The organism is Aminobacter sp. GW821-FHT11F06, from assembly GCF_058808215.1.
Window position 1 is genome coordinate 692,061 of record NZ_JBXARL010000003.1, and the last position, 22,535, is coordinate 714,595.

A 22,535-nucleotide genomic window follows, 5' to 3' on the forward strand; every position below is an offset into this window, starting at 1 on the left:
ATGTTGCAGACAACCACCGAGATGATGGAAGGCGAGGGGCCGACGGCACGTCAGCAAGACGTGCTCGATGCGGTGCTGCGCCTGCTCGTCGAGGAGGGCGACCGGCTGACGATGACGGCGGTGGCGCGACGGGCGAGCTGCTCCAAGGAGACGCTGTACAAATGGTTCGGCGACCGCGACGGCCTGCTGACCGCGACAGTGCAGTGGCAGGCGTCGAAAGTTCGCGTGCAGCCTGTCGACCGCAACGGGCTGGACCTCGTCTCGTTGACAGCAAGCCTCGAGCGCTTCGCCTCGGATTGGCTTAGGGTGATCTCAAGCGATACCTCGATCGCGCTCAACCGCGTTGCGGTCGTGCATGCCGGATCGGACAAGCGCGATCTCGGCGCCATCGTGCTCGAGCGCGGCCGCTTCGCGCTCGGCCGGCGGCTGAAGCCGGTGCTCGAAGCGGGCAGCGAGGCTGGCCTTCTTGAATTCGACGACGCAGAAACGGCGTTTCGAACCTTTTTCGGGCTGGTTGCCCGGGACGTGCAGATCCGTCTGCTGCTCGGCGACCGGCTGGAATTGACTGATGCGGAGATCGACGGCGACGCCGCGCGCGCAACGCAGCAGTTTCTTGCTCTTCATGGAGCGAAAACCGGGCCGAAGGCCCTTTGACTATAACCGGGAAGGAACCCACCATGCGTGTCTATTACGATCGCGATGCCGATCTCAACCTGATCAAGGGCAAGAAGGTCGCCATCATCGGCTACGGCAGCCAGGGCCGCGCGCACGCGCTCAACCTCAAGGATTCGGGCGCCAAGGAACTCGTCGTCGGCCTCAAGGCCGGCTCGGCGACCGCCAAGAAGGTCGAGGCCGACGGCCTCAAGGTCATGACGGTCGCGGAAGCCGCCAAGTGGGCCGACCTGATGATGATGGCAACGCCCGATGAACTGCAGGCCGACATCTACCGTGACGAGATCGCTCCGCATATCCGTGATGGTGCCGCGATCGCCTTCGCCCATGGCCTCAACGTGCATTTCGGCCTGATCGAGCCGAAGAAGACCGTCGACGTGATCATGATCGCACCGAAGGGCCCCGGCCACACGGTGCGCGGCGAATACCAGAAGGGCGGCGGCGTGCCGTGCCTGGTCGCTGTCCACCAGGACGCTTCGGGCAACGCGCTCGACCTTGGCCTATCCTACGCCTGCGGCGTCGGCGGTGGCCGTTCGGGCATCATCGAGACCAACTTCAAGGAAGAGTGCGAAACCGATCTGTTCGGTGAGCAGGTCGTGCTCTGCGGCGGCCTGGTCGAGCTGATCCGCGCCGGTTTCGAGACGCTGGTCGAAGGCGGCTATGCGCCCGAGATGGCCTATTTCGAATGCCTGCACGAAGTGAAACTGATCGTCGACCTGATCTATGAAGGCGGCATCGCCAACATGAACTACTCGATCTCGAACACTGCCGAGTGGGGCGAGTATGTCTCGGGTCCGCGTATCATCACCGCCGAGACCAAGGCCGAGATGAAGCGCGTGCTCAAGGACATCCAGACCGGCAAGTTCACCTCCGAGTGGATGCAGGAATACCGTTCGGGTGCTGCCCGCTTCAAGGGCATCCGCCGCATGAACGATAGCCACCAGATCGAGGAAGTCGGCGCCAAGCTGCGCGCGATGATGCCGTGGATCGCCAAGAACCAGCTGGTCGACAAGGCCAAGAACTGAGGGCAGTTCGCCTTCTTAGCTGGGCGCTGCCCCTCACCCTTACCCTCTCCCCGCGAACAACGGGGAGAGGGGGCGTAAGCGTTGCGGCCATCCTCCTTCTCCCCGTCATTTACGGGGAGAAGGTCCGGCAGGGGATGAGGGGCAAGCGCCTACCTGCTACACGCTCGCTGTGTGCTGCCGCAGCCTTCTCCGGTTCTCGAAGGCCATGCCATCAGGTTCGGTGGGGCGGATTGGTTTCGGAATTCGTAGCGTCTGAATCAAAAAGCCGGCGGGGCGATCCGCCGGCTTTTTACATTGAACTGGTCGGTTCAGCCGTAATGCCAGGCCGGTTTGGGCTCGGTGCCTTCGAATTGCACGCCGATGCGGTCGCCTCGGCGCCAACGGACAATCGAGCGGTAGCCGATGCCGTCGACCGGCACATAGAGCAGGAAACGCTCGGGGATACGCGCGTCGGCGCTGACGCGCAGTTCCGCGCCGCTCTGGTGCATGTTGCGGATCGTGCAGGTGATTTCCGAATTGCTGACGCCGGTGATGATCGACGCGCCCTTGAGCACGCGGTTGCGGTGTTCGCGCTGTTTGTTCTTCGTGTCGTCTGTCATGGTGCAGCCCGTGGCGTGCCGGTGCTTCGGCAACGCCGCTGTAGGCATATCGCAGACATTGTAAACATCAGGTTTGCTGTAGCTACAGTTCGGCGCTTCGGTGTCAGCCATATGGCGACCAGCACTGCCGGCGCGGACCATGATTGGGCTGGAAGGTGTTGTTGTAGACCGAATACGAACGGTAGTGGTTGTAGCACCAGTGGATGTGGGCGCTCGACAGCCGGACCGCATAATGCGGCCGGACATAGCGGGGCTGCACGTAAATTGGGTCATAGTTATAGGGGCCGTAGTAGTCATAGGGGCCATAGGCGTAGAGCGGCGCCGCCAGACCCAGCCCCAGACCCAAGGCGAAGGCGCCGCCACCCCAGCCGCCATAACAGCAACCGCCATGCCAGCTACCGCCATACCAGCCGCGACCATGCCAGCCGCCGCCATGCCAACCACCGCCATGCCAGCCGCCGCCACCATGCCAGCCGCTGTGAGGCATGAACATGGCGCCACCACCGCCGTGCCAGCCACCATCGCGGACAAGTTGCACCATGCCGTCAAAGCTGCCGTCCGCCGGGAGCACAGCGTTTTGGGGCTGAAGCGCGTCTGGCGGTCCGCCAGCAATGTTTTGGAGGTTGAAATGCGGCACCAAAACGGGGCCGGCGAATGCCGGCAACGAAGTGCCGGCCAGCGCGCCGAGGACAAACAGTCCCGAGCGCGCAACTGCTGAGAAGGTGTACGTCATTGCGACCTCCACGGGAAATGGCGTCCGTGCAGGTCCGGAGCGAGCTGCACTACGGCGCGCATATAAACGCGTGGCGAGCGCAGACGTTCCGGCTGTTTCGCCTCGCTGTGGCGGGGCGATGTCGCGCAAATTCAGGGCTCAGCGGTAGGGCGACCAGCACTGCTGGCGCGGGCCGTTGTAAGGCTGGAACGTGTTGTCCCAGGCTCGGTACGAACGGTAGCGGTTGTAGCACCACCGTGCATGTGGCGACGACACGCCGGAGCGATAGACGCGGCGCGGCTCATAATAACGTGGCTGATAGTAGCGTGGCCGGTAGTAGCGCGGTTCGTAATAGCGGTAGGCCGGGATGCCGAAATTCAGGTAGATTCCGGTGCCGCCATAGTTCGGGCGGTAGTACCGCCGCCCCCAGCCGTCGCCACGCCAGCCGTCTCCGCGCCAGCCATCGCCGCGCCAGCCGTCATGGCGATAGCGACAGCCATAACCGCCGCAAAACTGGACCTGGGTCAGGTCAGTATTTACGTGCGGAGCAGGCGTTGTCATCCGTCCCAACCCGGCCGGGTCGGCCGAAGCAGCCAAGGGCAGGCCCACCACAAGGCCGAGAGCAACAAGCCCCGAGCGTGCAAGCGATGAGAGTTCGAGTTTCATTTTCGTCTCCTGATATCCAAATCCCAAGGGCCCCAGCCCACAGTTTCGATGGAGGTGGAAGATTTTCCGCCTTTCACCCTGAACGTGCAATGAACGCTGCCGGTTCCGTTTTCGGTTCCCGGTGGGGCTTGTGTTTGAGCTGACATGAAGGCAATGCTCGCGGCCATGTCGCTGCGCCTTGCCACCTTCAATGTCGAGAACCTGATGAACAGGTTCGATTATTCCGGCTACCGCAATCAGCTCAACGAGGACCGAACACTGGCCTTGTTCGAGATCAACAGCGAGGCCGAATACCGCTTGCTCGAGCAGGGCCGCGCCATCGCGCATGCCGACGACATGCGCCAGCTGACGGCGCTGGCGATTGCCGAGACCCGTGCCGACATCATCTGCCTGCAGGAGGTCGACAATATCGAGGCGCTGAAGGCCTTCGAATATGGCTATCTGTTCAAGATGGTGGGGCAGGGCTACCAGCACAAATACACCACCTCGGGCAATGACTCGCGCGGCATCGATGTCGCGGTGATGATGCGAACCGAGACCGCGCACGGCCAGCCGATCGAGTTCGTGCGCATGACCAGCCATGCGCATGTGACCTTCGAGGAGTTCGGGCTGCATACGCCCGAGCTTGCCGAACTCGGGCAGGAGCCGTTCGAGCGCATCTTCCGGCGCGACTGCCTGGAGATCGATGTCAAGATCGGTGGCAAGCCGCTGACCATCTACTCGGTGCACTTCAAATCGATGGGTTCACCGCGCAACGGTCTGAACGGACGCGACGCCACGATGCCGATCCGCGTCGCCGAAGCCAAGGCGGTGCGCCGCATCATCGAGGACCGCTTCGGCAAGGATCATGCGGCCGAAAAGCGCTGGGTGATCTGCGGCGACATGAACGACTATCGCCAGCGCCTGGTGATCGGTGGCGACGCCTATCAGGGCTACGATTTCACTGTCGCCAACGACAGCGGTTCCAGCCTGGACGTGCTGCTTGGCGACGGCTTTGCTGAAAACATCGTCGAACGGCGGCCGGAAATGGAGCGCTGGACGCTTTATCATACCCGCGGGCCGCAGGAGCGGCATCTGTGCCAGCTCGACTACATCCTGCTGTCGCCGGCACTGGCGCGCACGAATGCACAGGCTGTGCCCGATATCGTCCGTCGCGGCCAGCCCTGGCGCACCATCTTTCCGCCCGGGCAGGAGGTGGAACGGTATCCACGCGCCGGCTGGGACAGGCCAAAGGCCTCCGATCATTGTCCGGTGGCCGTCACCCTCGATATCACCTGAGAGAGCTCGCTTGGCCTTCGACATTCCGCGCAACCAGATCCTGCCTGTCGACGTCGTCGATGTGCGCCTCGACCCCGAGCCGCATCCGTTCGAGCGCGACAATGCCGCTGCCATTGCAGCCAACTGGGCGGCCGAGCAGGCGCTAAGACCTGCGGTGTTCGACGGCACGGTGGTGCTGCTTTCGGAACTTGCCTACCGCGACAACCGGCTGACCGGGCGCTGCCACGCCATCCGCTTCTCGACCTTCATGCTGTGGCGCAAGCTGAAGCCGGTCACCAGCGCCGAGCACGCTTTTGCGCATGCCATGCTGATTTCGAGCGACAACGCATTGGTGGCGATCCGGATGGGCGCGCATACGGCCAATGCGGGCAAGGTCTACTTCGCTGCGGGCTCATTTGAGCCGGAGGATTTTTCCGACGGGCAGGTCGACCTCGACTACAACATGGCGCGCGAAGTGCGCGAGGAGACCGGCCTCGACCTTGGCCAGGCCAACCGCGAGGAGCGCTGCTACGCGCTTTCAGCCGAAAGCGGCACGGTGATCGTGCGCTGCTATCGCATGGCCGAGACCGCCGATGAGTTGGCTTCTCGGATCACCGAATTTGTCGCCACCGAGACCGAGCCGGAGATCGAAGGGCCTGTCATCATCCGCGGCATGCACGATCTGCCGGAAGGGCTGATGCCGCATATGCGCGCGCTGGCGGCGTGGCATTTCTCACAGAGCTGAAATCGCCGTCAGCTTGCCGCCAATAAGTCTCTATGGAAGCCCTTGCTACCGGGATGCCGCGGCGTCACAAGTTGACGCAGCTTCATTGCGGCACTTCGGGGGGATTCTATGGCCAGGCTGATTTCTCGAACACGTCTTTTTTCCAGCGCCATCATGCTGGTAGTTCTGTCTTACAGCAGCACTGCCGGCGCGCTCGACAGCACTCCTGCCGCCAAGGTGGTGGTGACGCCGCTTGCCTCGACCACAGTGACCGCCAGTGGCCAACCGATCCTGCTGCCGCAGAAGAATGTGCAGGTGCTGGTCTCGTCCTTCGAGATTCCGCCCGGAGCCACCTTGCCTGTGCACAAGCACCCGTCCGCGCGCTACGCCTACGTGCTCGAAGGCCAGTTGCAGGTGACGAATGTCGATACCGGCAAGGCCACCAGCTACAACAAGGGCGACTTCATCGTCGAGATGATCGGTACGTGGCATCAGGGCACGAATGTTGGGGCCGAACCGGTCAAGCTTCTGGTGATCGACCAGGTCGAGGAAGGCACCTCCAATACCGTACTGAAGCAGTAGCGCTATTCGTGCCTGAGCGCTTCGATCGGGTCGAGCCGGGCGCCGCGCAGGGCGGGGAAGAAGCCGAAGACCATGCCGATCAGCGCTGAAAAGCCGACGGCCAGCAGCACCACGGCGAGGCTTGGCGCAAACGGGATCGAGAGCGCTAGCGACGCGGCCCCGGCCAGGGCTAGGCCGATGGCGATGCCGATCAGCCCGCCAAGCAGCGACAGTACCGTCGCCTCGACCAGGAACTGGACGAGGATGTGTTTTTCATGTGCGCCGATGGCGAGCCTGATGCCGATCTCGCGCGTGCGCTCGGTGACCGACACCAGCATGATGTTCATGATGCCGATGCCGCCGACAAGCAGGCTGACGCCGGCGACAGCCCCCAGCATGCCGGTCATAGTGGCGGTGGCGCTGGCCATGGCGTCGGCGATCTGGGTCATGTCGCGCACCGAAAAATCGTCCTCGCGATCGGCGGTGACGCGGCGCGTGTCGCGCATGATGTCTTCGATGCGCGTCTGGACCACCTGGGTGGGCGTTATGTCGTCGGCGGCGACATAGATCGTTTCGATGTCGCGGTTGCCGGCGATGCGGCGCTGGAAGGCGGAGAGCGGCATCAGCACCACATTGTCCTGGTCCTGGCCGAAACCGGAGTAACCCTTGGGTTCGAGCAGGCCGATGACCTTGCAGCTCATGCGGCCGACGCGGATGGCCGCACCATCGGGGTCGCCGGCGCCGAAGAATTGCTGGCGCACGGTTTCGCCGATCAGGCAGACATTGATGCCGCCACGCACCTCGGATTCGCTGAAGGGACGGCCCGACGTCACCTTCCAGTCGCGGGCGTCGAGATAGGCGTTGTCGGTGCCGGTGACGGAGGTGGTCAGGCTCTCCGTGCCGAAGACGACGCGAACCTGTTTCTGCGACGCGGGAGAGACCGCGCGGACACCTTCGAGATGGGCGGTCAGTGCCGCCACTTCCTTTTCGCCGAGTGCCCGGATCGTCTGCTGCGGGCCTGAACCGGGGGCGGGAGGACGTCCGGCGCGCACGATCAAAAGATTGCTGCCAAGCTGCGAGATGTCTGCCTTGACCTTCGCCGTTGTACCGCTGCCGATGGTCAGCATGGCGATGACGGCGGCGACGCCGATGACGATGCCAAGCAAGGTCAGGAACGAGCGCAGCGCGTTGCGGCGGACCGAGCGAAGGGCAAGGCGGACGGTTTCCCAGATCATGCCTGTGCCGCCTCGAGCTTTTGGGTGTCGGAGGCGACGTGGCCGTCACGGAAGGCGATGGTGCGGCCGGCATAGGCGGCGATGTCGGCCTCATGGGTGACCATGACGATGGTGAGACCGTATTCCCCGTTGAGGCGGGTGAGCAGTTGCATGATCTCGTGGCTGCGGGCGGTGTCGAGATTGCCGGTGGGTTCGTCAGCGACAAGCAGAGTAGGGCGGGTGACGATGGCGCGCGCGATCGCCACGCGCTGCTGCTGGCCGCCGGAAAGCTCAGCCGGTGTGTGGTGTTCGCGGCCTTCAAGGCCAACTTCGGCAAGCGCTTTCATGGCAAGCGCACGCCGTTCATGGGCGGCCACGCCGCGATAGATCAGCGGCAGCTCGACATTTTCAGCAGCCGTGGTGCGCGGCAGCAGATTGTAGCCCTGGAAGACGAAGCCGATATACAGATTGCGAAGCGCAGCGCGGCGATTGCGGTCGAGGCGGCCCGCATCCGTGCCCATGAAGCCGTAGCGGCCCGATGTCGGCGTATCGAGGCAGCCAACGATGTTCATCGCCGTCGACTTTCCCGAACCAGACGGGCCCATGATGGCGACGAACTCGCCTTGGCCGATCGCAAGGTCGATGCCCGCGAGCGCGCGGACCTCGGCCTCGCCCTGGCCATAGGTTTTCCAGACCTTGTCGAAGACGATGAGCGGCGCCGGGCTCATGACCGTCCTCAATTGGCCTTGGCCGACGACGAGGCGGTGATGACTGCATCGCCGGCGGTGAGCCCGGAGACGATCTCGGTGCGGTCGCCGTCGGTTGAACCGGTCTTGACCCGCGCGGCGACCGGCGCGCCGTTCTTGAGCACGTAAAGCGTGCGCGAGCCGTCGGCGGGCGTGGAGGTCGGGCGGCTGCGGTCGGTCGGGCCGCGATTGGGCCGGCCCAAAAACAGGTTCTGGAGGCTGAAGCCGGAGTTGCGTGCCGTTGGCGTCGACCGGTAGCGGAAGGCGGTGGCGGGCACGGTGAGCACGCCCTTGGCCTCACGCGTGACGATCGCCACAGTCGCGGTCATGCCCGGCCGCAGCAGAAGCTCGTCGTTTTCGACATCGAGCCAGGCATTGTAGGTGACCACGCCGTCGGTGGTGACCGATGCATAGGCGATATCGCGGATGGTGGCGTCGAAGCCGCGGTCGGGAAAGGCATCGACGGTGAAGCGCGCGTTCTGGCCTTTTGCCACCGAGCCGATGTCGGCCTCGTCGACGGCGGCCTTGAGTTCCATCTGGGAAAGATCGGCGGCAAGCACGAACAGCACAGGCGCCTGCATGGATGACGCCACGGTCTGGCCCGGATTGACCGAGCGCGTCAGCACCACGCCGTCGATGGGCGCATAGATGGTGCTCTTGGCCAGGTCGGCCTGCTGCAGCTTGAGATCGGCCTGGGCGATGGCGAGGTTGGCCTCGGCCATGTCGAGCGCGCTCTGGGCACGGTCGCGCTCGGCTGTGGCTGCCTCGAGCGCCTGGGTGGTGGCCATGCCGCGCCGCGTCAGCTCCTGGGCGCGGATGAACGCCTGGGCGTTCTGGGACAGCGTGGTGCGCGTATCCTCGACCTTGGCGGCTGCTGCCTTGGCCGAGGCCTCAGCACGCTCGATCTGGGCCGAAAGCCTGGTCGTGTCGAGGGCGGCGAGCACGTCGCCTTTCTTGACGTGCTGGTTTTCAACGACGGCGACCGACCGTACGACGCCCGACAGTTCGCTCGATATGTCGACCTGGGTGAGCGGCTGCAGATTGCCGGTGGCTGAAACCTGGACGGTGAGATCGCCGATCTCGGCAGCCTGGGTGGTGTAGACCAATTTTTCCGACGGCGTTGCGAACCAGGAATAGGCCGCGTAGGCGCAGGCGGCGGCAACGAGCGCCACAAGCAGCCAGCGCCAATTTTTGCGCCGGCGCGTGGCACGACCATTGCCGTCGAGGCCGAGTGCTGCCTCGATGGAGGGCACGCCCGCCTGCTCCGGGCGATTTACAAGCTGGTCCAAGCCAGATCCCTTCGATGGTCCCAGAAATTGGGCTTAGAGCCTGCTCTAACCCGATTAATCGCGCATGATCCTATCCGAAACCGGTCCCACTTTTCGCGATCATGCATTAGAATCACAGATCGGCTGTATGGACCCGGAATTCAAATTAAATTTCGCTCATGTTGCCGCAGAAGGAGTAAACATGACCATCGGGCGCAAGTATTTTATCTACGACGTCTTCACTGAAGACAGGCTGGCCGGCAATCCGCTCGCCGTGGTGATCGACTCCAAAGGGCTGAGCTCCGCCGCCATGCAGTCCATCGCCAGGGAATTCAACCTCTCGGAAACCTCCTTCGTGCTGGCGCCGGAAAACCCGAAGCATAAGGCGCGGGTGCGGATATTCACCCCCGACTACGAGATGCCTTTTGCCGGACATCCGACAGTTGGCACGGCGGTCGCGCTGACCGAGATGGGGCAGGGGAGCGATCTGGCCGGCATCTTCGTGCTGGAGGAGAATATCGGCCTGGTGCGCTGTGCCGTAAACAAGGTCGGCAATGGCCTGTTTGCCGAGTTCGATCTGCCCAAGCTGCCCGAGCCGGTGCCGCTGGCAGCCAGCGCCGATGCCGTTGCCGCAGCCCTTGGCCTTGCGCCGCATGAGATCGGTTTCGAAAACCACCGCGTGTCGCTGTGGTCGGCCGGTGTTCCCTACATCACCGTGCCGGTAGCCGACATCAAGGCGGCCAGCCGGATCCGTTTCGACAATGAGGCCTGGTTCACGTTTTCGCCGCGCAAGAGCGACTCCGCGGTCGCCAGCGCCTACATCTATTGCCGCGAGACCGTGGGCCACGACAACGCCTTCCACGCCCGCATGATCGTTCCCGGCAGCCCGTCCTATGAAGATCCGGCCACCGGTTCGGCGGCCGCCGCCTTTGCCGGCGCCATCATGCATTTCGACAAACCGACCGATGGCGTGTCGCGATTCTGGATCGAACAGGGAATCGAAATGGGCCGGCCGTCACGAATCAGGCTCGAATTGGACGTCTCGGGCGGAAATCTTGTCGCCGCACGCATTGGCGGGCACGCCGTGAAGACCGCGGAGGGCACTATTTACGCCTGATTTGCCGGAATTCTTGCCGACGTGAAGAAAAAGCGCCGGAGGGGGTGGACAGGGAAAAATGGTATGGCTATATGCCGCCACGGTCGTTGAAACGACTGTGTGGGTGCGTAGCTCAGTTGGTAGAGCAGCTGACTCTTAATCAGCGGGTCACAGGTTCGATCCCTGTCGCACCCACCACTTTTTCCCCTTACATTGCAATATGTTGCGGGTTTGGTTCGCTGGAACAGACGCGGAATGGCTGCAATCGTGGCCCACCTCGCCGCTAAGGCTGGGGAACGCAGTTACGACAGTGCGGTATCGATCGCAACCTATGCTGGCAGCACCTACCCTGCTTGGAAGGCAGAGGCAGAGTGGTTCGTTGCCCGGCGCGACGCGGTGTGGGCGTATGCCTACGCAGAATTCGACAAGGTGACCCACGGCCAGCGGCCTCTGCCCACAATCGAGGTGTTCATCGCGGAATTGCCTGAGCTGGTATGGGGTTAGCCAGCTTTTAAGATGCAGTCTTGCGGCAAACAATCACCTCGGTGTACTCGCCCATGATGCCATGGGTTTTGTCGCTGAAACGGTAAACCCTGACGTCCATCGGCACCCAGTTTGCGATCTCCTGATGTAAATCGTACCCCCAGTCCACAGTGACGATGGAGCCTTCACCGCTCACTGGATTGCCATGGATCTCAGGGACTTTGAGGTCATCGCGGGAGCCATCCGGCAGGAGTCTAAAGCGCCGTTCTGTGGCGGTAGTCTGCCATTTACGAACCGGGAAAGTGCAGATGTAGTGGCCGCCAGATTTGAGAGTGCGGTGTATCTCCTTGAGCACTTTGTCTGGGTGGTAAACATGCTCCATGACGTCGAGGCTAACGGTCAGGTCGAACATGTCGTTGCCAAACGTCAATGCTTCCAAGTCTTCGTTGCGGAAGCCATCAACCATCTCGCCGGCTTTGTGGTTCGGGAAGTATTGCGAAGCGATGTATCCGGGGGCTTCGCTGGCGAGCTTACTGGAGATGCCACGGGGTGCGGGGGAACTTTCATGAATGGCGAGATTCCGCCAGTCCGGTCGAACCTCGTTCAATACAAGGGCTAGGGCGCGCTCCCGCGGCACTGAGCCGGCTGGGCATGTGTTGCATATCAGTGAGTCGCGATACCAGTCGTTGTCACAGGTAAAAATCGCTGCGCGTTCGCAGATCGGACAATGTCCTGGAAATATGCGTTTCGAATTAGCTGGCGGCTGCACCGGATACCCTCCCAAAGGCAACTGACGCATAACGCGTCACATCGCCTAGTGCCAGTCATTTAAGCAACTGTCTCCCCCACCATGCTGTCAATTTTACTCCCAAGCTGAAGGAAATTCGATGGACAACACCGTTCCTGCCGGAGCGGCGCTTCTGCTCGACTTCATTTAGCGAACAGACGCCGGCAAAGCCCCTCCTGAGTGCTACGAGACGATCTTCGGCAATCGCCAGGTCGGCCTTTCCAAACCCATCACGAAGATGACGCTGGGCGACCTGATCAGCTGATCGACGCGCAGAAGACGTGGTCTACAAAGGCTTGGCTAAAAAGTTCGGTTCTGACAAGGCGTCCTCGGCGGCAGGTGCCGCGCAGTTCATGCGGGCGACACTCATCGATGTCCGGCGCGCAGGAATTCAACGCCGACTTGCAGGACCTGCTTGCCTTGCACCTACTGAAGCGCCGTGGCTATGAAGCCTTCATGGCCGGCAAGATCGATTGCACCGAGTTCGGCAAGCGGTTGGCGATCGGATGGGCTTCCCCGGCTCTGCAAGCAGTCGAGAATGCGCGGAGCTTTGGGAGTCGAGGGCCGAGTCGTTAGCTTCCGATCTTGAAATTCAGCGACCAATGCCGGCTACAGAGGTTGAGGAAAGGGCGCGCCGGGTTCCCGCCACTGTGGCAAAAAGCGCCTTCGCAAATGCCTTGGCACGAGGGCCTGCTTCAGACGGCGCCCAGTTGCCAACCCTTTTTCGGGTTGCGTTGAGATTTGCCCTGACCTCCGTCCGCTGTACATCAAGTCTTGAAAGCAATTGGTCCTGCGTCTCTTCAAGCTTAGTGGTCGTCACCGTCAGCTTAGCGCTGAAGGTGTCTTCGCCCCGTAAACGGTCCAGCACGATCCGGATCTTCCGCAGAAAAATGCCGACGGGTCGCCTGGCGAATATCTTTTACCACCTGCTCGGCAGGCTTTTCGGCACTTGAGGATTCGTCATGACGACGAGACCAAAACCCTCCTTAAATCACAACCTCAAATCTGGGACAGAGGTGCTGACGGCGAACAGCAGCAGCCGCTTTCAGCCTCGGCTCGTTCCTGCCGTGGACCTGGCGCTGATGCATCGGACAAACGAACAGCTCGCTGGTATCAATCGTCCGCGAAATGTCGCCGACCGGTGGCCAACAGCACGGCGCTCACCCGGCCAGCGAACGGCTTGAAACCGATCCCGTTGACACCTTATCTTTTCCACACTAGTCAGCGGCAAATGGAGTTGTAACTCTTGCTGAGCCTGAACATGGTGATCGGGCTCTCTGGGTGTTTATGTCAGCTTCAGTAGATTTTTGACGCTCAAAGGCTTCGCCGATTGCCGACATCCAGTGCCGATTGCGGGCTTCCGTTTGATGCGAACCTTAAGCGGCAACGCCGGCTTCACTTTTACCTGCTGCTTGCGGCCAGCCTCATCCTGGTTCTGGTCCTGAGGCTGTGGCTGGTTGTCAACATACCGCTCTCGCTGCGTGTCGATGCGAACCACGACGATGCGCTCTTCATCCGTCTCGGCATGTCCATCGCCAGCGGAGAGTGGCTTGGAGCCTTCGATCAATATACGTTGGCGAAAGGCCCGGGCTATCCATTCTTCCTGGCTCAGGCCTCTTGGTCTGGTCTTCCGGTCTCCCTTGCTCACGCCTTGTTCCAGAGCTTGGGCCTGATGGGGGCTGGATGGGCAGTTTACCGGCTGACACGGTCACATGTCCTTGCCGCTGCCGCACTTGCATTGCTGTCGTTGAACCCGGCGGCGTTCGTTGACCACGTTCAATTCGTCATCCGGGACCAGATTTATTGGGCATTGATGCTGCTCGTCGCGAGTCAATTCATCCTTACTTTTCTGGTTCCGCAAACGAGGTCATGGTGGATCTGGCATAGCCTGGCTCTGGGCCTGGCGACGGGGTGGGCTTGGCTCACGCGCGAAGAGGGCGTCCTGCTCCTGCCCGCTCTAAGCCTTGCCGTATTGACCGTCGCCTGGATGCAGCCGTGGAACTGGCGTGGATTAAGGCCCGTGGTCGTGCGTGCGGCGCTCGCAACCGGCGCATTCCTGCTGGTGCACACCGCATACCTGACGAGTAATTGGCTCGCCTATGATGCTTTCATCGGCGTCGACATCAAGGAAAAGAATTTCGTCTCCGCGCTCAACGCCCTACAGTCGATCGATGTCGGCCCGGTGCAGCCGTTCATTCCGGTCAGCATGGCCGCACTGGAGCAGGCAGCGGCGGTAAGCGTGACCGCCAGGCCTGTGCTCTCAGAACTGTTTCCCGGTCGTTCGTTGTACCGGTGGGAGAAATACGGTTGTGGCCTCTATCCCACGACATGTGGTCAGTTTGCCGGCGGTTGGTTCGTGTGGGCATTGCGCGACGCCGCCGCCGCTCAGAACCTCTACGCAAGTCCCGATGCCGCCTCCCAGGGGTTCGGAGCCATTGCCAGTGAAATCCACGCGGCATGCGAAGTAGGCAAAATCGAATGCCGTCAAAAGTTCATCAGCTACGTTCCCGGTATCACGAACTCCCAGCTGCGGGAGCTCCCCGCGACGCTCTTCGATTTAAGCAAGATAGTGAGTCTGGTCGGCGTATCTCCGGAGGGAGCTCGCTGGCGACCGGTGGAAGACGAGCGCTCCACGCAAATTTGGCGCTTCCTCAACTATCCCTTGCATGCCGGGTGGTCGACAGCCCAGACATGGACCGCCAGGGGGTGGTTCTACGATCCTCAGTCCGCGGAGTGGCCCACGCTGAGTATAACGACGCCCGACAGCAAGCGCGAATTCCCATTTGTCCGGCGTGACTCAAGTCCCGACCTCGAAACTGCATTTGGCGAGGGGGCCGACTTCAACCGCTTCGAGCTGCGTTACGAATGTCCCGGGAATGTTTGCTCGCTCGAAGCCGCAAGGCCTTCCATGTCCGCGATTCATTTAGCTCTGGACAAAGACCGGGGAATGAACATCGCAAGCGGAAGCGCCACCCTCAACATCGATTCTATCGACTCTATCGACGGCGGCGCGTCTCCGGGCGCCGATCGTGAAGCCACCGTTGTTGCGGAATCTCTGCGGAAAGTGCTGACGGCGGTGTTTTCAGTCATCTCGCCATTGGTGTTTGCCGCAGGTCTTGCCGCATTCTTCCTGCTCACCCTTACGGTAATGAGGAAAGGTCTGGAGCCGCTGTGGATAGCAGCTCTGCTACTTTGGACCCTGGCGCTTAGCCGTACGGCCATTCTAGGCGTCATCCATATCAGCTCCTTCCCAGCAACCGGTCTCAATTATTCGCTTCCCACCGTTTATTGGACCTGGTTTGCCGCTCTGCTTTCCATTTATGGCGTAGCAAAGATATTCGGGGAGAGACGCTGCTCCGAATTGACGGAAGTCCCGTATGACGGCGATTGATCTTCTCGTTCTTGAGTGGCCGAGGTGATTCGTTGCTCGGTATCAAACAACGCCGGTTAGATGCTTAAGGAATACAGTGCCCCATGGGTGACCTCGAACTCACGATCCTCATGCCATGTCTCAATGAGGCGGAGACGCTTGCCGTTTGCATCCGCAAGGCGAAGGCGTTCTTGGCCGGCCACGGGGTGAGCGGGGAGGTGTTGATCGCCGACAACGGGTCGACCGACGGATCGCGCGAGATCGCCGCGGCCGAGGGCGCGCGCGTCGCTCCCATCGAGATGCGCGGCTATGGCGCGGCCCTGATTGGCGGGATCGCCGCCGCCAGGGGCCGCTTCGTCATCATGGGGGATGCCGACGACTCCTACGACTTCACCAATCTTCTCCCCTTTGTCGAACAGCTTCGGGATGGCGCCGATCTGGTTATCGGGAACCGCTTCAAGGGAGGCGTCGCCCCCGGTGCCATGCCATTTCTTCACAAATACCTCGGCAATCCTGTGCTGAGCTGGCTTGGCCGCACGTTCTTCTCTATCAAGGTTGGCGATTTTCATTGCGGCCTCCGCGGCTTCAACCGGGACCGTATCCAGGCCCTCAATCTGCGCACCACAGGTATGGAGTTCGCTTCCGAGATGGTCGTGCGCGCTGCCCTTTCCGATTATCGGATCGACGAGGTGGCGACGACGCTGAAGCCGGATGGGCGTTCCCGACCGCCGCATCTGCGCACATGGCGCGACGGATGGCGCCATCTGAGCTTTCTATTGATGTACAGCCCGAAATGGCTGTTCCTGTACCCTGGTCTGGCGCTTCTGATCGGTGGCATCGCCGGCGCCCTCCTGCTTCTACCCGGGCCAATCTTCGTTGCCGGCGTCGGCTTCGACATCCATACCTTCCTGGTCGCCTGCGTCGCGATCCTGCTTGGCGTGCAAAGCATTTCGTTTGCGGTCACGGCGCGAAAGTTCGCGACCGCGCACAAGCTTATTCCCCCATCGCGTCGCTTTTCGTCGATGCTCGACGCTGCAACCCTCGAAAGGCTCCTGCTGGCCGGCGGCGCGCTCGCGCTGATCGGCGCGATCGGTTTCGGCTGGTGCGTCGTCCGCTGGGCTTCGATCGGCTTCGGACCGCTCGAATATGCAAATGTGCTGCGTGTCCTGATCCTTTCGCTGACGGCGACGGCGATCGGCATCCAGCTTGCGCTCACTGCTTTCCTGTCGGCGATCGTGGATATTCCCACCCGCTGATCTCTGTGGTATGGCGGGCAACTGGCGGTCTGAAGAAGACAAGAGAAGAGAAGTGATCAGATGAAAGACATCGTCGAAAACCGCAGGCGGATTGGTTTAGGTACGAAGTCCAAGCTGATTATGATCTCCATCCGCGAGAACGGCCCACTTTATTTCCTTTTTCTCGGAATTTCCTATCTCGGCACTAGCCTGTCCTCCTTCGGCTTCCGGAAATCCGATGAGTTGCGCAAGGCAAAGCGGCTCCCCGGCATGAACAGCCGTGCCGCAAACAAGCTTATCTGGGAGAATTGGGATTGGAGCGCGAAGGGCGATGAATGGACGCCGTCGGCCGGCTGGAAGGACTCGGTCGTCAGGACCTTCATTGATCCCTACTTCCCCGGCTTGCAGAATGTGCTGGAGATCGGTCCGGGCGCAGGGCGGTGGACGGAATATCTCGTCGGGCGCGTCGGGCATTTGGTGGGCATCGACATTTCCGAGACTTGCGTGGCCGAGTGCCGGCAGCGCTTCGCGTCCCATTCGAATGCGCGATTCGAACTCGGCAATGGGCTCGACCTCAAGTCCGTCGATTCAGCCTCGATCGACGGCATTTGGTCCTTCGACGTCTTCGTCCATATCAACGACACCGAGTTCAGGTCCTATTTCGGGGAGTTCGCCCGCGTGCTGAAGTCCGGAGGCATCGGCGTGATCCATCATGGTACGCAAGGCGGGAGCAGCGGCGGCTGGCGCTCCAACGTCACCGTCGACGACATTCGGCGGTTTATGACTGAAACGGGTCTTGAGACCGTCTCGCAGGTCACATCATGGACAGATGCCGGCGAAGAGCATGAAGCTGGCCTTTATGGTGATATGATCACGGTCTTCAGGAAACCCTGATGAATCCGGTTCTTGCCAAATTCTTCCGTTTCGGTCTGGTCGGAGCGCTTTGCGCGGTTCTCTTTTTCGCCGTCAACTATGCCCTCCTGGATGTCGCCGGCCTGCCGCTGTTTTCCGCGTTGGTTTTGACCTATGCGATCTGCTTCGGCATCGGCTATTTCCTGCAGCGCAACGTCGCGTTCCGGGCCACGGGCAACCATCGAAGGTCGCTTCCCCGCTATTTCGCGCTGCATCTAGCCGGGATGGTAGCTGTGTATTTTCTCACTCTCTGGCTTAAACCGCTGAACGATTTTGGTAGGTTCGGCCCGTCGCTGATCGCGACGCTGCTGGCGGGCCTCGCGAGCTTCTGCATCTCGCTGACGTGGGTATTCGCCCCATCGGCGCAATCGGGCCCACAAACGAAAGTCCCGGCGGGCCGGCCGTAAGGCCAGCAGGCCGTCCGGATCCGTAGGAGCGACAGAATGGCTTGCAATCCCAACCTGCAATACAACCTGGCCGCGCCGGATTCCTTTACGATCCGGATCGCCAACCGGGCGCGCTTTGGGATGTTCGACCGTTTCCTCGCGACCTTTCAACCCGGCGAAAGCGACACCGTGCTCGACATCGGGGTCACCGCGGACAAAACCTATGCCTCGTCGAATTATTTCGAGGCGCTCTATCCCCACAAGCACCGCATCACCGCCTCGGGCATCGACGACGCGCGCTTCTTGGAAGATCTTTATCCAGGTCTCCGCTTCGTGTCCGCCGACGCTCTGAACCTGCCGTTCGAGGACGGAGCGTTCGACTATGTCCATTCCTCCGCCGTGCTGGAACATGTTGGTCACCTCGACAACCAGCAGCGGATGATCTCGGAATGCGTCCGTGTATCCAGGAAAGGCATCTTCCTGACAACGCCCAACCGGTGGTTTCCGGTTGAGTTTCACACGCAGGTGCCGTTGCTGCATTGGCTACCGAAACCCTGGTTCCGGAGACTATTGGCAAAGGCCGGCCAGCATGAACTGGCGCAGGAGAAGAACCTCAACCTTATGTCGCGCTCCGAGCTCGAGAACGCGGCGAAAGGGCTTGGCGGCTGGGACTTCGAGGCAGCGTCGGCCCGATTGTTCGGGCTGAAAAGCAACCTTATTCTCGTGGGCCGCAAGCGGTCCCGCGACACCAAGACGAGTGGGGGGCTTCCCGCAGGCCTATCTGGCCGACGTGCTCGACCACATCCACGATGACAAGATCAACCGTCTCGATAAATTGTTGCCATGGAATTGGACGGCTGCCGATGCCACCTACGCCAAGGCCACTTGATGGCTACGGTCACCTACGTCTTCCTCATCAACCACGTCGCGAAATTGCTCGGTGGGGATCCTGAACTCCTTCAGGCGATCGCCAGCAACGACGACAATCTCTCCTACGGCAGTATCATCAGCGTCTACGATGGCACGGACGAGGCCAACACCGCTCGGGCCGACGATGGCATTGATGAACTGTGATCTGAACTGAGAGGAGCGGAAAGCGATGAAGGCATCGAAGTTGCGGGCGCACAGAATTCGTTCATTCTGAAGCAGGGAGCGGACGGCATTCCGGTGGCGGAGATCTGCCGCCGCGCGAGGATCAGCCAGGCAACCTACTTCAACTGAAAAAAGAAATATGACGGGCTGCTGCCGACGGAGATGAAGCGACTGAAGCAGCTGGAAGATGAGAACGGCAAGCTGAGGAAGCTGGTCGCCGACCTGTCGCTGGACAAGGAGATGCTGCAGGACGTGATCCGCCGAAAACTGTGAGGCCTGGTCGCAGACGCGAGCTGATGGCGGACACTTGTACTGAGTGGAACGTGTCGATCCGGCGAGCATGCCGGGTTCTGGAGTTCGACACCTCGACCTATCACTACAAGTCCCGTCGCCGCGATCAGGCCGGTATCGAAGCTCGGATCAAAGACATCTGTGCCACGCGGGTTCGTTATGGCTACCGGCGTGTGCACGTCACGCGCGAGGGCTGGGACATCAACAGAAGCGGACCTATCGGATTTACAGGGATTTAGGGCTTCAACTGAGGAACAAGACACCGAAAAGGCGGGTGAAGGCGAAACCGCGAGACGATCGCCAGCCGGCCGTCGAGCCCAACGACGTGTGGGCGATGGACTTCGTTCACGACCACCTCGCGACAGGTAAGAAAATCCGCGTCCTGACGGTCGTCGATACGTTCTCGCGCTACGTGCCGGTGCTCGACCCGCGCTTCAGTTACCGAGCAGAGGACGTGGTCAGGACGCTGGAACAAGTCTGCCCGCGGATCGGCTATCCGAAGACGATCAGGGCACGGAGTTCGTCTCCCGCGACCTCGATCTGTGGGCCTACACCAAGGGCGTCACGCTCGGCTTCTCGCGACCGGGAAAGCCAACGGACAACGCTACATCGAAGCTTTCAACGGCCGCTTCAGGGCGGAGTGCCTGAATGCCCCCTGGTTCCTGACGCTTGCCGACGCGGCCAAAAAGTTGGAGGATTGGCGAAGATACTACAACGAGGTGCGCCCACATGGCGCAATCGGACACAAGGTCCCGATCTCGTTGATCAATCCCGATGGCGCCACCAGCCCGCCATCGTGATATAGCCGGGAAACTCCACCTTCCGGCGGTCCAAAGAATGGGTTCGGATCACAACGGCCGAGGCTCTATCGCCGCTGGATGAAAGTTCAGTGGCATGTATGGAGGGCCTCCGTGTGGCAAGGGCGTTTCGGCGCTACTGACCATTGGTCGGGGTGCAGGCATGTATACGGCCCTTGATTGCGGCGCGTTCATGCCGCTGGCCCCGATGTAGTCCGCTGATCGGATCCCAGACAGGTCATCGCGCTTTCAAGCGGCACCCACTGATCGGGTCTGTCCGATCCCGGCTCGACCGTTCGCCATCACACCATGAGCACCTCACCAATCTCTGCATCCTCTGCGACCACCTCAAAGGGTGACGGCAGCTTCAAAGCGCCTGCCCGTCGTCATCGATGCCTAGACGATCCGCGCCATTTTATTCGCCAGGGCAACAGCGACGACGTCTGTCACGGTCGGGGCGATCGCGCTTGCAGTGATCGGGCTGATTCCAGGAATTGTCTCGAGGCGTCGGCTCATTTCATTCGAGCGATGCCAAGCAAGAATCTGTCAATCGGCCCGGAATAGGAACCCTGGATCGGCGCGCAAAAGGTAGCGGAGACCGTCCACATGGCGTAATCGCGGAAACCGCGTCGCCCTGAGAGCAAATGATAAACTTGGAGGGTGGCTGTTCCCCGATAGGATGGAAATACGGGCTCACGACTGGACGCCGGGCCCAAGCATCGAATGGAGAACAGCCATGGAAGAATATATCGGTCTGGACGTGTCGATGAAAGAGACGGCAGTTTCGATCCGCCGTGGAGGCAAACGCATCTGGCGCGGGAAGTGCGCTTCTGATCCCAAGGTCATTGCCGAGCAGATCCGCAAGCGGGCACCGGCGGTGAGACGCGTTGTGTTCGAGACGGCCCCGGTGTGGTTCTATCACGCGCTCTGTGCGGAGGGGCTGCCGGCCATCTGCATCGATGCCCGCCATGCCAAGGCGGCGCTCGATTGGCGGCGAACAAGACGGATGCTAACGACGCCGATGGTTTGGCGCATCTCGCGGAGGTCGGTTTCTTTCGGGAGGCGCGGGTAAAGGATTCGACAGCATGCTGACCCGCACGCTGGTCGCGACGCGAACCCGGCTGTTTCGGATCAGCACCGAGCTTTCCAACCAGATCCGCGGTGTCATGAAAATCTTCGGTCTCGTCGGTCCGGTCGGAAAGGGAAGCACCTTCGAGAAGAACGTCCGACGCCTTCTAGTCGATCAGCATGGGCTTACATCCATCGTGCTGCCGATGCTGGAAGCATGGTGCAGTATTCGCACCCGCGCCGCCGAACTCGGCCGTCAGCTCGTCCGAGAGGCGCGCCAGAGCCAGGCCTGCTGTATCCTCATGTCGATCCCAGGCGTCGGAGCGATCACCGCCACCTCCTTCACTGCAGCTATTGAGGACCCCGACAACTTCAGGAAGTCCCGGTCCGCTGGTGCTTGGGTCGGCCTGACCACTCGGCGCTACCAATCCGGGGAAGTCGACTATGACGGCCATATATCCCGGCGCGGCGACCGCCGCAACCTGCGCACATGGGGTCTCATGCTCCGGGGGAGGATTGGCTTCAAACGGGCCGCCGTGGCTGTGGCGCGCAAACTAACGGTGATCATGCATGCGATGCTCAAGACAGGTGAGTTCTTCGATCCAAATGCAGGAGCCGCAGCGTGAGATTTTACGAATAGCGTTCAGAATCTGAACGCCCGAAACGTCCCTGCCGGGACGTGAGCCGAGCCATTCCGCTGATGCGGTTGCACTGCTGTCTCAGCAAGTGCATCGTCCACATTGAAGGCTCGTCCCGCGAAGCTCCATCATGCGGCGATCTCTTTCGACCGCGAAGACAACCATGCGCCCGGCAGCGTCGTCTCAACAAACTTCTCGCTTGACGTCCCAACTGCGATTAGACAACCATATCAGGTCAAGTGCACTCGAACCACATCACGTGTTGGCGAAAGTAGCCTTTGGAATGGGCCGCGAACGTGTTCGGCACGGCGGGAAGGTCCGATCCGTCGATCGACGTGAAAACGTTGCACGCCAAGATCGGGGAGTTGCCATGATGCCACGTTGTTCGTTATTCAGCAACGATCACAGAAGAGTCTGCGTTGAGAAATGAGGCCGTCGCGCCGGTCACGGCTTTCCACTGCGCCATGGCGTGAGGCCGATATGCAACGAAGAGATTTCGGACTGCTGAAATACGAAGCGTTGCGAGCTGTCGGCCGATTGAAACCTCTGCATCGTCCGCTCTCGGTTTTCCGAAAGTTGCTCGGAAGCCTCGATCTGCTGGACTGCCTCAAGCCCCCGGCAGAAGCTCAGAAGCTGGTCTTCCGGCAGAGTGTAGGCACGACGGCCCAAGCGATGATGCGATGATGCTGCAATTCCTTGATGATCTGGATAGAACGGGCATGCTCAACGTCGCGTGCCAAGACCATTGTCTTCAGCGCGTCCGGACCGTCGGGACGCTGGTCAACCGTTGTCGCCACGAGTTGGTGGACGGCGTCACCGCCGTCATCCAGCATGTCCGGTGGCCGAGGGACCGCTTAGATGTTTGATCCCAGGCTTTGATGGGGCATCCTTATCGTTCGAATCAAGGGATGCGCTATGGGCCAGGTTCTTCATGGG

21 protein-coding genes, 1 tRNA gene and 5 pseudogenes are annotated in these 22,535 nt (G+C 61.2%); 18 read left to right on the forward strand and 9 right to left on the reverse strand.

The features are described 5' to 3' along the window. Positions 1-654 carry a TetR/AcrR family transcriptional regulator gene (locus AC1RTB_RS11235; protein ID WP_492882035.1) on the forward strand — a complete coding sequence of 218 codons (654 nt, stop codon included), beginning with the start codon at positions 1-3 and terminating at the stop codon, positions 652-654. 23 nt (positions 655-677) lie between these two features. Beyond that, the gene (gene ilvC, locus AC1RTB_RS11240) at positions 678-1,697 is read left to right on the forward strand and encodes a ketol-acid reductoisomerase (RefSeq protein WP_492882034.1); all 1,020 of its coding nucleotides are present in this window, start codon (positions 678-680) and stop codon (positions 1,695-1,697) included. Between the two features lie 308 nt (positions 1,698-2,005). Here ilvC and AC1RTB_RS11245 read toward each other — a convergent pair whose 3' ends face one another. The 3 genes from AC1RTB_RS11245 to AC1RTB_RS11255 form a co-directional block, all read right to left on the reverse strand. After that, positions 2,006-2,296 carry a PilZ domain-containing protein gene (locus AC1RTB_RS11245; RefSeq protein ID WP_492882033.1) on the reverse strand — a complete coding sequence of 97 codons (291 nt, stop codon included), beginning with the start codon at positions 2,294-2,296 and terminating at the stop codon, positions 2,006-2,008. A gap of 103 nt (positions 2,297-2,399) precedes the next feature. Next, on the reverse strand, positions 2,400-3,029 hold the full coding sequence (locus AC1RTB_RS11250; RefSeq protein WP_492882032.1) for a BA14K family protein: 630 nt from the start codon (positions 3,027-3,029) through the stop codon (positions 2,400-2,402). Positions 3,030-3,167: 138 nt separating this feature from the next. Further along, positions 3,168-3,674, reverse strand: coding sequence for a BA14K family protein (locus AC1RTB_RS11255; RefSeq protein WP_492882031.1), 507 nt, complete (start codon positions 3,672-3,674; stop codon positions 3,168-3,170). A gap of 165 nt (positions 3,675-3,839) precedes the next feature. On the opposite strand from AC1RTB_RS11255, the gene AC1RTB_RS11260 reads away from it, so the two are divergent. The 3 genes from AC1RTB_RS11260 to AC1RTB_RS11270 all read left to right on the forward strand — a co-directional run bounded on the left by AC1RTB_RS11260 (position 3,840) and on the right by AC1RTB_RS11270 (position 6,237). Next, positions 3,840-4,952, forward strand: coding sequence for an endonuclease/exonuclease/phosphatase family protein (locus AC1RTB_RS11260; RefSeq protein WP_492882078.1), 1,113 nt, complete (start codon positions 3,840-3,842; stop codon positions 4,950-4,952). A gap of 10 nt (positions 4,953-4,962) precedes the next feature. Then, entirely contained in the window at positions 4,963-5,676 is a 714-nt protein-coding gene (locus tag AC1RTB_RS11265) for a hypothetical protein (RefSeq protein ID WP_492882030.1), read from the forward strand. A 153-nt stretch (positions 5,677-5,829) separates the two neighbouring features. Next, complete coding sequence (locus AC1RTB_RS11270) at positions 5,830-6,237, forward strand: cupin domain-containing protein (protein ID WP_492882029.1); 408 nt, start codon at positions 5,830-5,832, stop codon at positions 6,235-6,237. A gap of 2 nt (positions 6,238-6,239) precedes the next feature. On the opposite strand, the gene AC1RTB_RS11275 is transcribed toward AC1RTB_RS11270, so the two are convergent. From AC1RTB_RS11275 to AC1RTB_RS11285, 3 genes are read right to left on the reverse strand one after another with little or no spacing between them, the layout of a single operon-like run. After that, complete coding sequence (locus tag AC1RTB_RS11275; RefSeq protein WP_492882028.1) at positions 6,240-7,451, reverse strand: ABC transporter permease; 1,212 nt, start codon at positions 7,449-7,451, stop codon at positions 6,240-6,242. After that, complete coding sequence (locus tag AC1RTB_RS11280) at positions 7,448-8,158, reverse strand: ABC transporter ATP-binding protein (RefSeq protein WP_492882027.1); 711 nt, start codon at positions 8,156-8,158, stop codon at positions 7,448-7,450. The genes AC1RTB_RS11275 and AC1RTB_RS11280 overlap by 4 nt, the downstream gene beginning before the upstream one ends. 8 nt (positions 8,159-8,166) lie before the next feature. Continuing rightward, positions 8,167-9,465, reverse strand: coding sequence for an efflux RND transporter periplasmic adaptor subunit (locus tag AC1RTB_RS11285; RefSeq protein WP_492882026.1), 1,299 nt, complete (start codon positions 9,463-9,465; stop codon positions 8,167-8,169). A gap of 181 nt (positions 9,466-9,646) precedes the next feature. On the opposite strand from AC1RTB_RS11285, the gene AC1RTB_RS11290 reads away from it, so the two are divergent. From AC1RTB_RS11290 to AC1RTB_RS11300, 3 genes are all read left to right on the forward strand, one after another. Continuing rightward, complete coding sequence (locus AC1RTB_RS11290) at positions 9,647-10,561, forward strand: PhzF family phenazine biosynthesis protein (RefSeq protein WP_492882025.1); 915 nt, start codon at positions 9,647-9,649, stop codon at positions 10,559-10,561. Between the two features lie 101 nt (positions 10,562-10,662). Beyond that, positions 10,663-10,738 (forward strand) — tRNA-Lys (locus AC1RTB_RS11295). A gap of 57 nt (positions 10,739-10,795) precedes the next feature. Then, the gene (locus tag AC1RTB_RS11300) at positions 10,796-11,044 is read left to right on the forward strand and encodes a hypothetical protein (protein WP_492882024.1); all 249 of its coding nucleotides are present in this window, start codon (positions 10,796-10,798) and stop codon (positions 11,042-11,044) included. Positions 11,045-11,051: 7 nt separating this feature from the next. On the opposite strand, the gene AC1RTB_RS11305 is transcribed toward AC1RTB_RS11300, so the two are convergent. Next, entirely contained in the window at positions 11,052-11,792 is a 741-nt protein-coding gene (locus AC1RTB_RS11305; protein WP_492882023.1) for a class I SAM-dependent methyltransferase, read from the reverse strand. 390 nt (positions 11,793-12,182) lie between these two features. On the opposite strand from AC1RTB_RS11305, the gene AC1RTB_RS11310 reads away from it, so the two are divergent. The 9 genes and pseudogenes from AC1RTB_RS11310 (at position 12,183) to AC1RTB_RS11350 (ending at position 19,896) form a co-directional block, all read left to right on the forward strand. Continuing rightward, positions 12,183-12,386, forward strand: a complete 204-nt coding sequence (locus tag AC1RTB_RS11310) for a hypothetical protein (RefSeq protein WP_492882022.1) — start codon at positions 12,183-12,185, stop codon at positions 12,384-12,386. Between the two features lie 754 nt (positions 12,387-13,140). Further along, the gene (locus AC1RTB_RS11315) at positions 13,141-15,201 is read left to right on the forward strand and encodes a hypothetical protein (RefSeq protein WP_492882021.1); all 2,061 of its coding nucleotides are present in this window, start codon (positions 13,141-13,143) and stop codon (positions 15,199-15,201) included. Between the two features lie 83 nt (positions 15,202-15,284). Next, on the forward strand, positions 15,285-16,436 hold the full coding sequence (locus AC1RTB_RS11320; protein ID WP_492882020.1) for a glycosyltransferase family 2 protein: 1,152 nt from the start codon (positions 15,285-15,287) through the stop codon (positions 16,434-16,436). Between the two features lie 60 nt (positions 16,437-16,496). After that, positions 16,497-17,309, forward strand: a complete 813-nt coding sequence (locus AC1RTB_RS11325) for a class I SAM-dependent methyltransferase (protein ID WP_492882019.1) — start codon at positions 16,497-16,499, stop codon at positions 17,307-17,309. Further along, positions 17,309-17,734, forward strand: a complete 426-nt coding sequence (locus AC1RTB_RS11330) for a GtrA family protein (RefSeq protein WP_492882018.1) — start codon at positions 17,309-17,311, stop codon at positions 17,732-17,734. Before AC1RTB_RS11325 ends, AC1RTB_RS11330 begins: the two co-directional genes overlap by 1 nt. Before the next feature lie 120 nt (positions 17,735-17,854). Next, a complete protein-coding gene (locus tag AC1RTB_RS11335) occupies positions 17,855-18,526 on the forward strand; it encodes a class I SAM-dependent methyltransferase (protein ID WP_492943814.1) in 672 nt (223 codons plus the stop codon). Further along, positions 18,474-18,602 (forward strand): annotated as a pseudogene (locus AC1RTB_RS11340) (transposase domain-containing protein); the annotation flags it as partial. The gene AC1RTB_RS11335 and the pseudogene AC1RTB_RS11340, both read left to right, overlap by 53 nt. Continuing rightward, positions 18,602-18,784 (forward strand): annotated as a pseudogene (locus AC1RTB_RS11345) (hypothetical protein); the annotation flags it as partial. The pseudogenes AC1RTB_RS11340 and AC1RTB_RS11345, both read left to right, overlap by 1 nt. A gap of 28 nt (positions 18,785-18,812) precedes the next feature. After that, positions 18,813-19,896: pseudogene (locus tag AC1RTB_RS11350) on the forward strand (IS3 family transposase). A gap of 393 nt (positions 19,897-20,289) precedes the next feature. Here the strand turns inward: AC1RTB_RS11350 and AC1RTB_RS11355 are convergent. Next, positions 20,290-20,439, reverse strand: a pseudogene (locus tag AC1RTB_RS11355) (IS110 family transposase); the annotation flags it as partial. A gap of 190 nt (positions 20,440-20,629) precedes the next feature. On the opposite strand from AC1RTB_RS11355, the pseudogene AC1RTB_RS11360 reads away from it, so the two are divergent. Next, a pseudogene (locus tag AC1RTB_RS11360) lies at positions 20,630-21,587 on the forward strand (IS110 family RNA-guided transposase). A 638-nt stretch (positions 21,588-22,225) separates the two neighbouring features. Here AC1RTB_RS11360 and AC1RTB_RS11365 read toward each other — a convergent pair. Continuing rightward, positions 22,226-22,432, reverse strand: coding sequence for a hypothetical protein (locus AC1RTB_RS11365; RefSeq protein ID WP_492882016.1), 207 nt, complete (start codon positions 22,430-22,432; stop codon positions 22,226-22,228). Positions 22,433-22,535 lie beyond the last annotated feature (103 nt).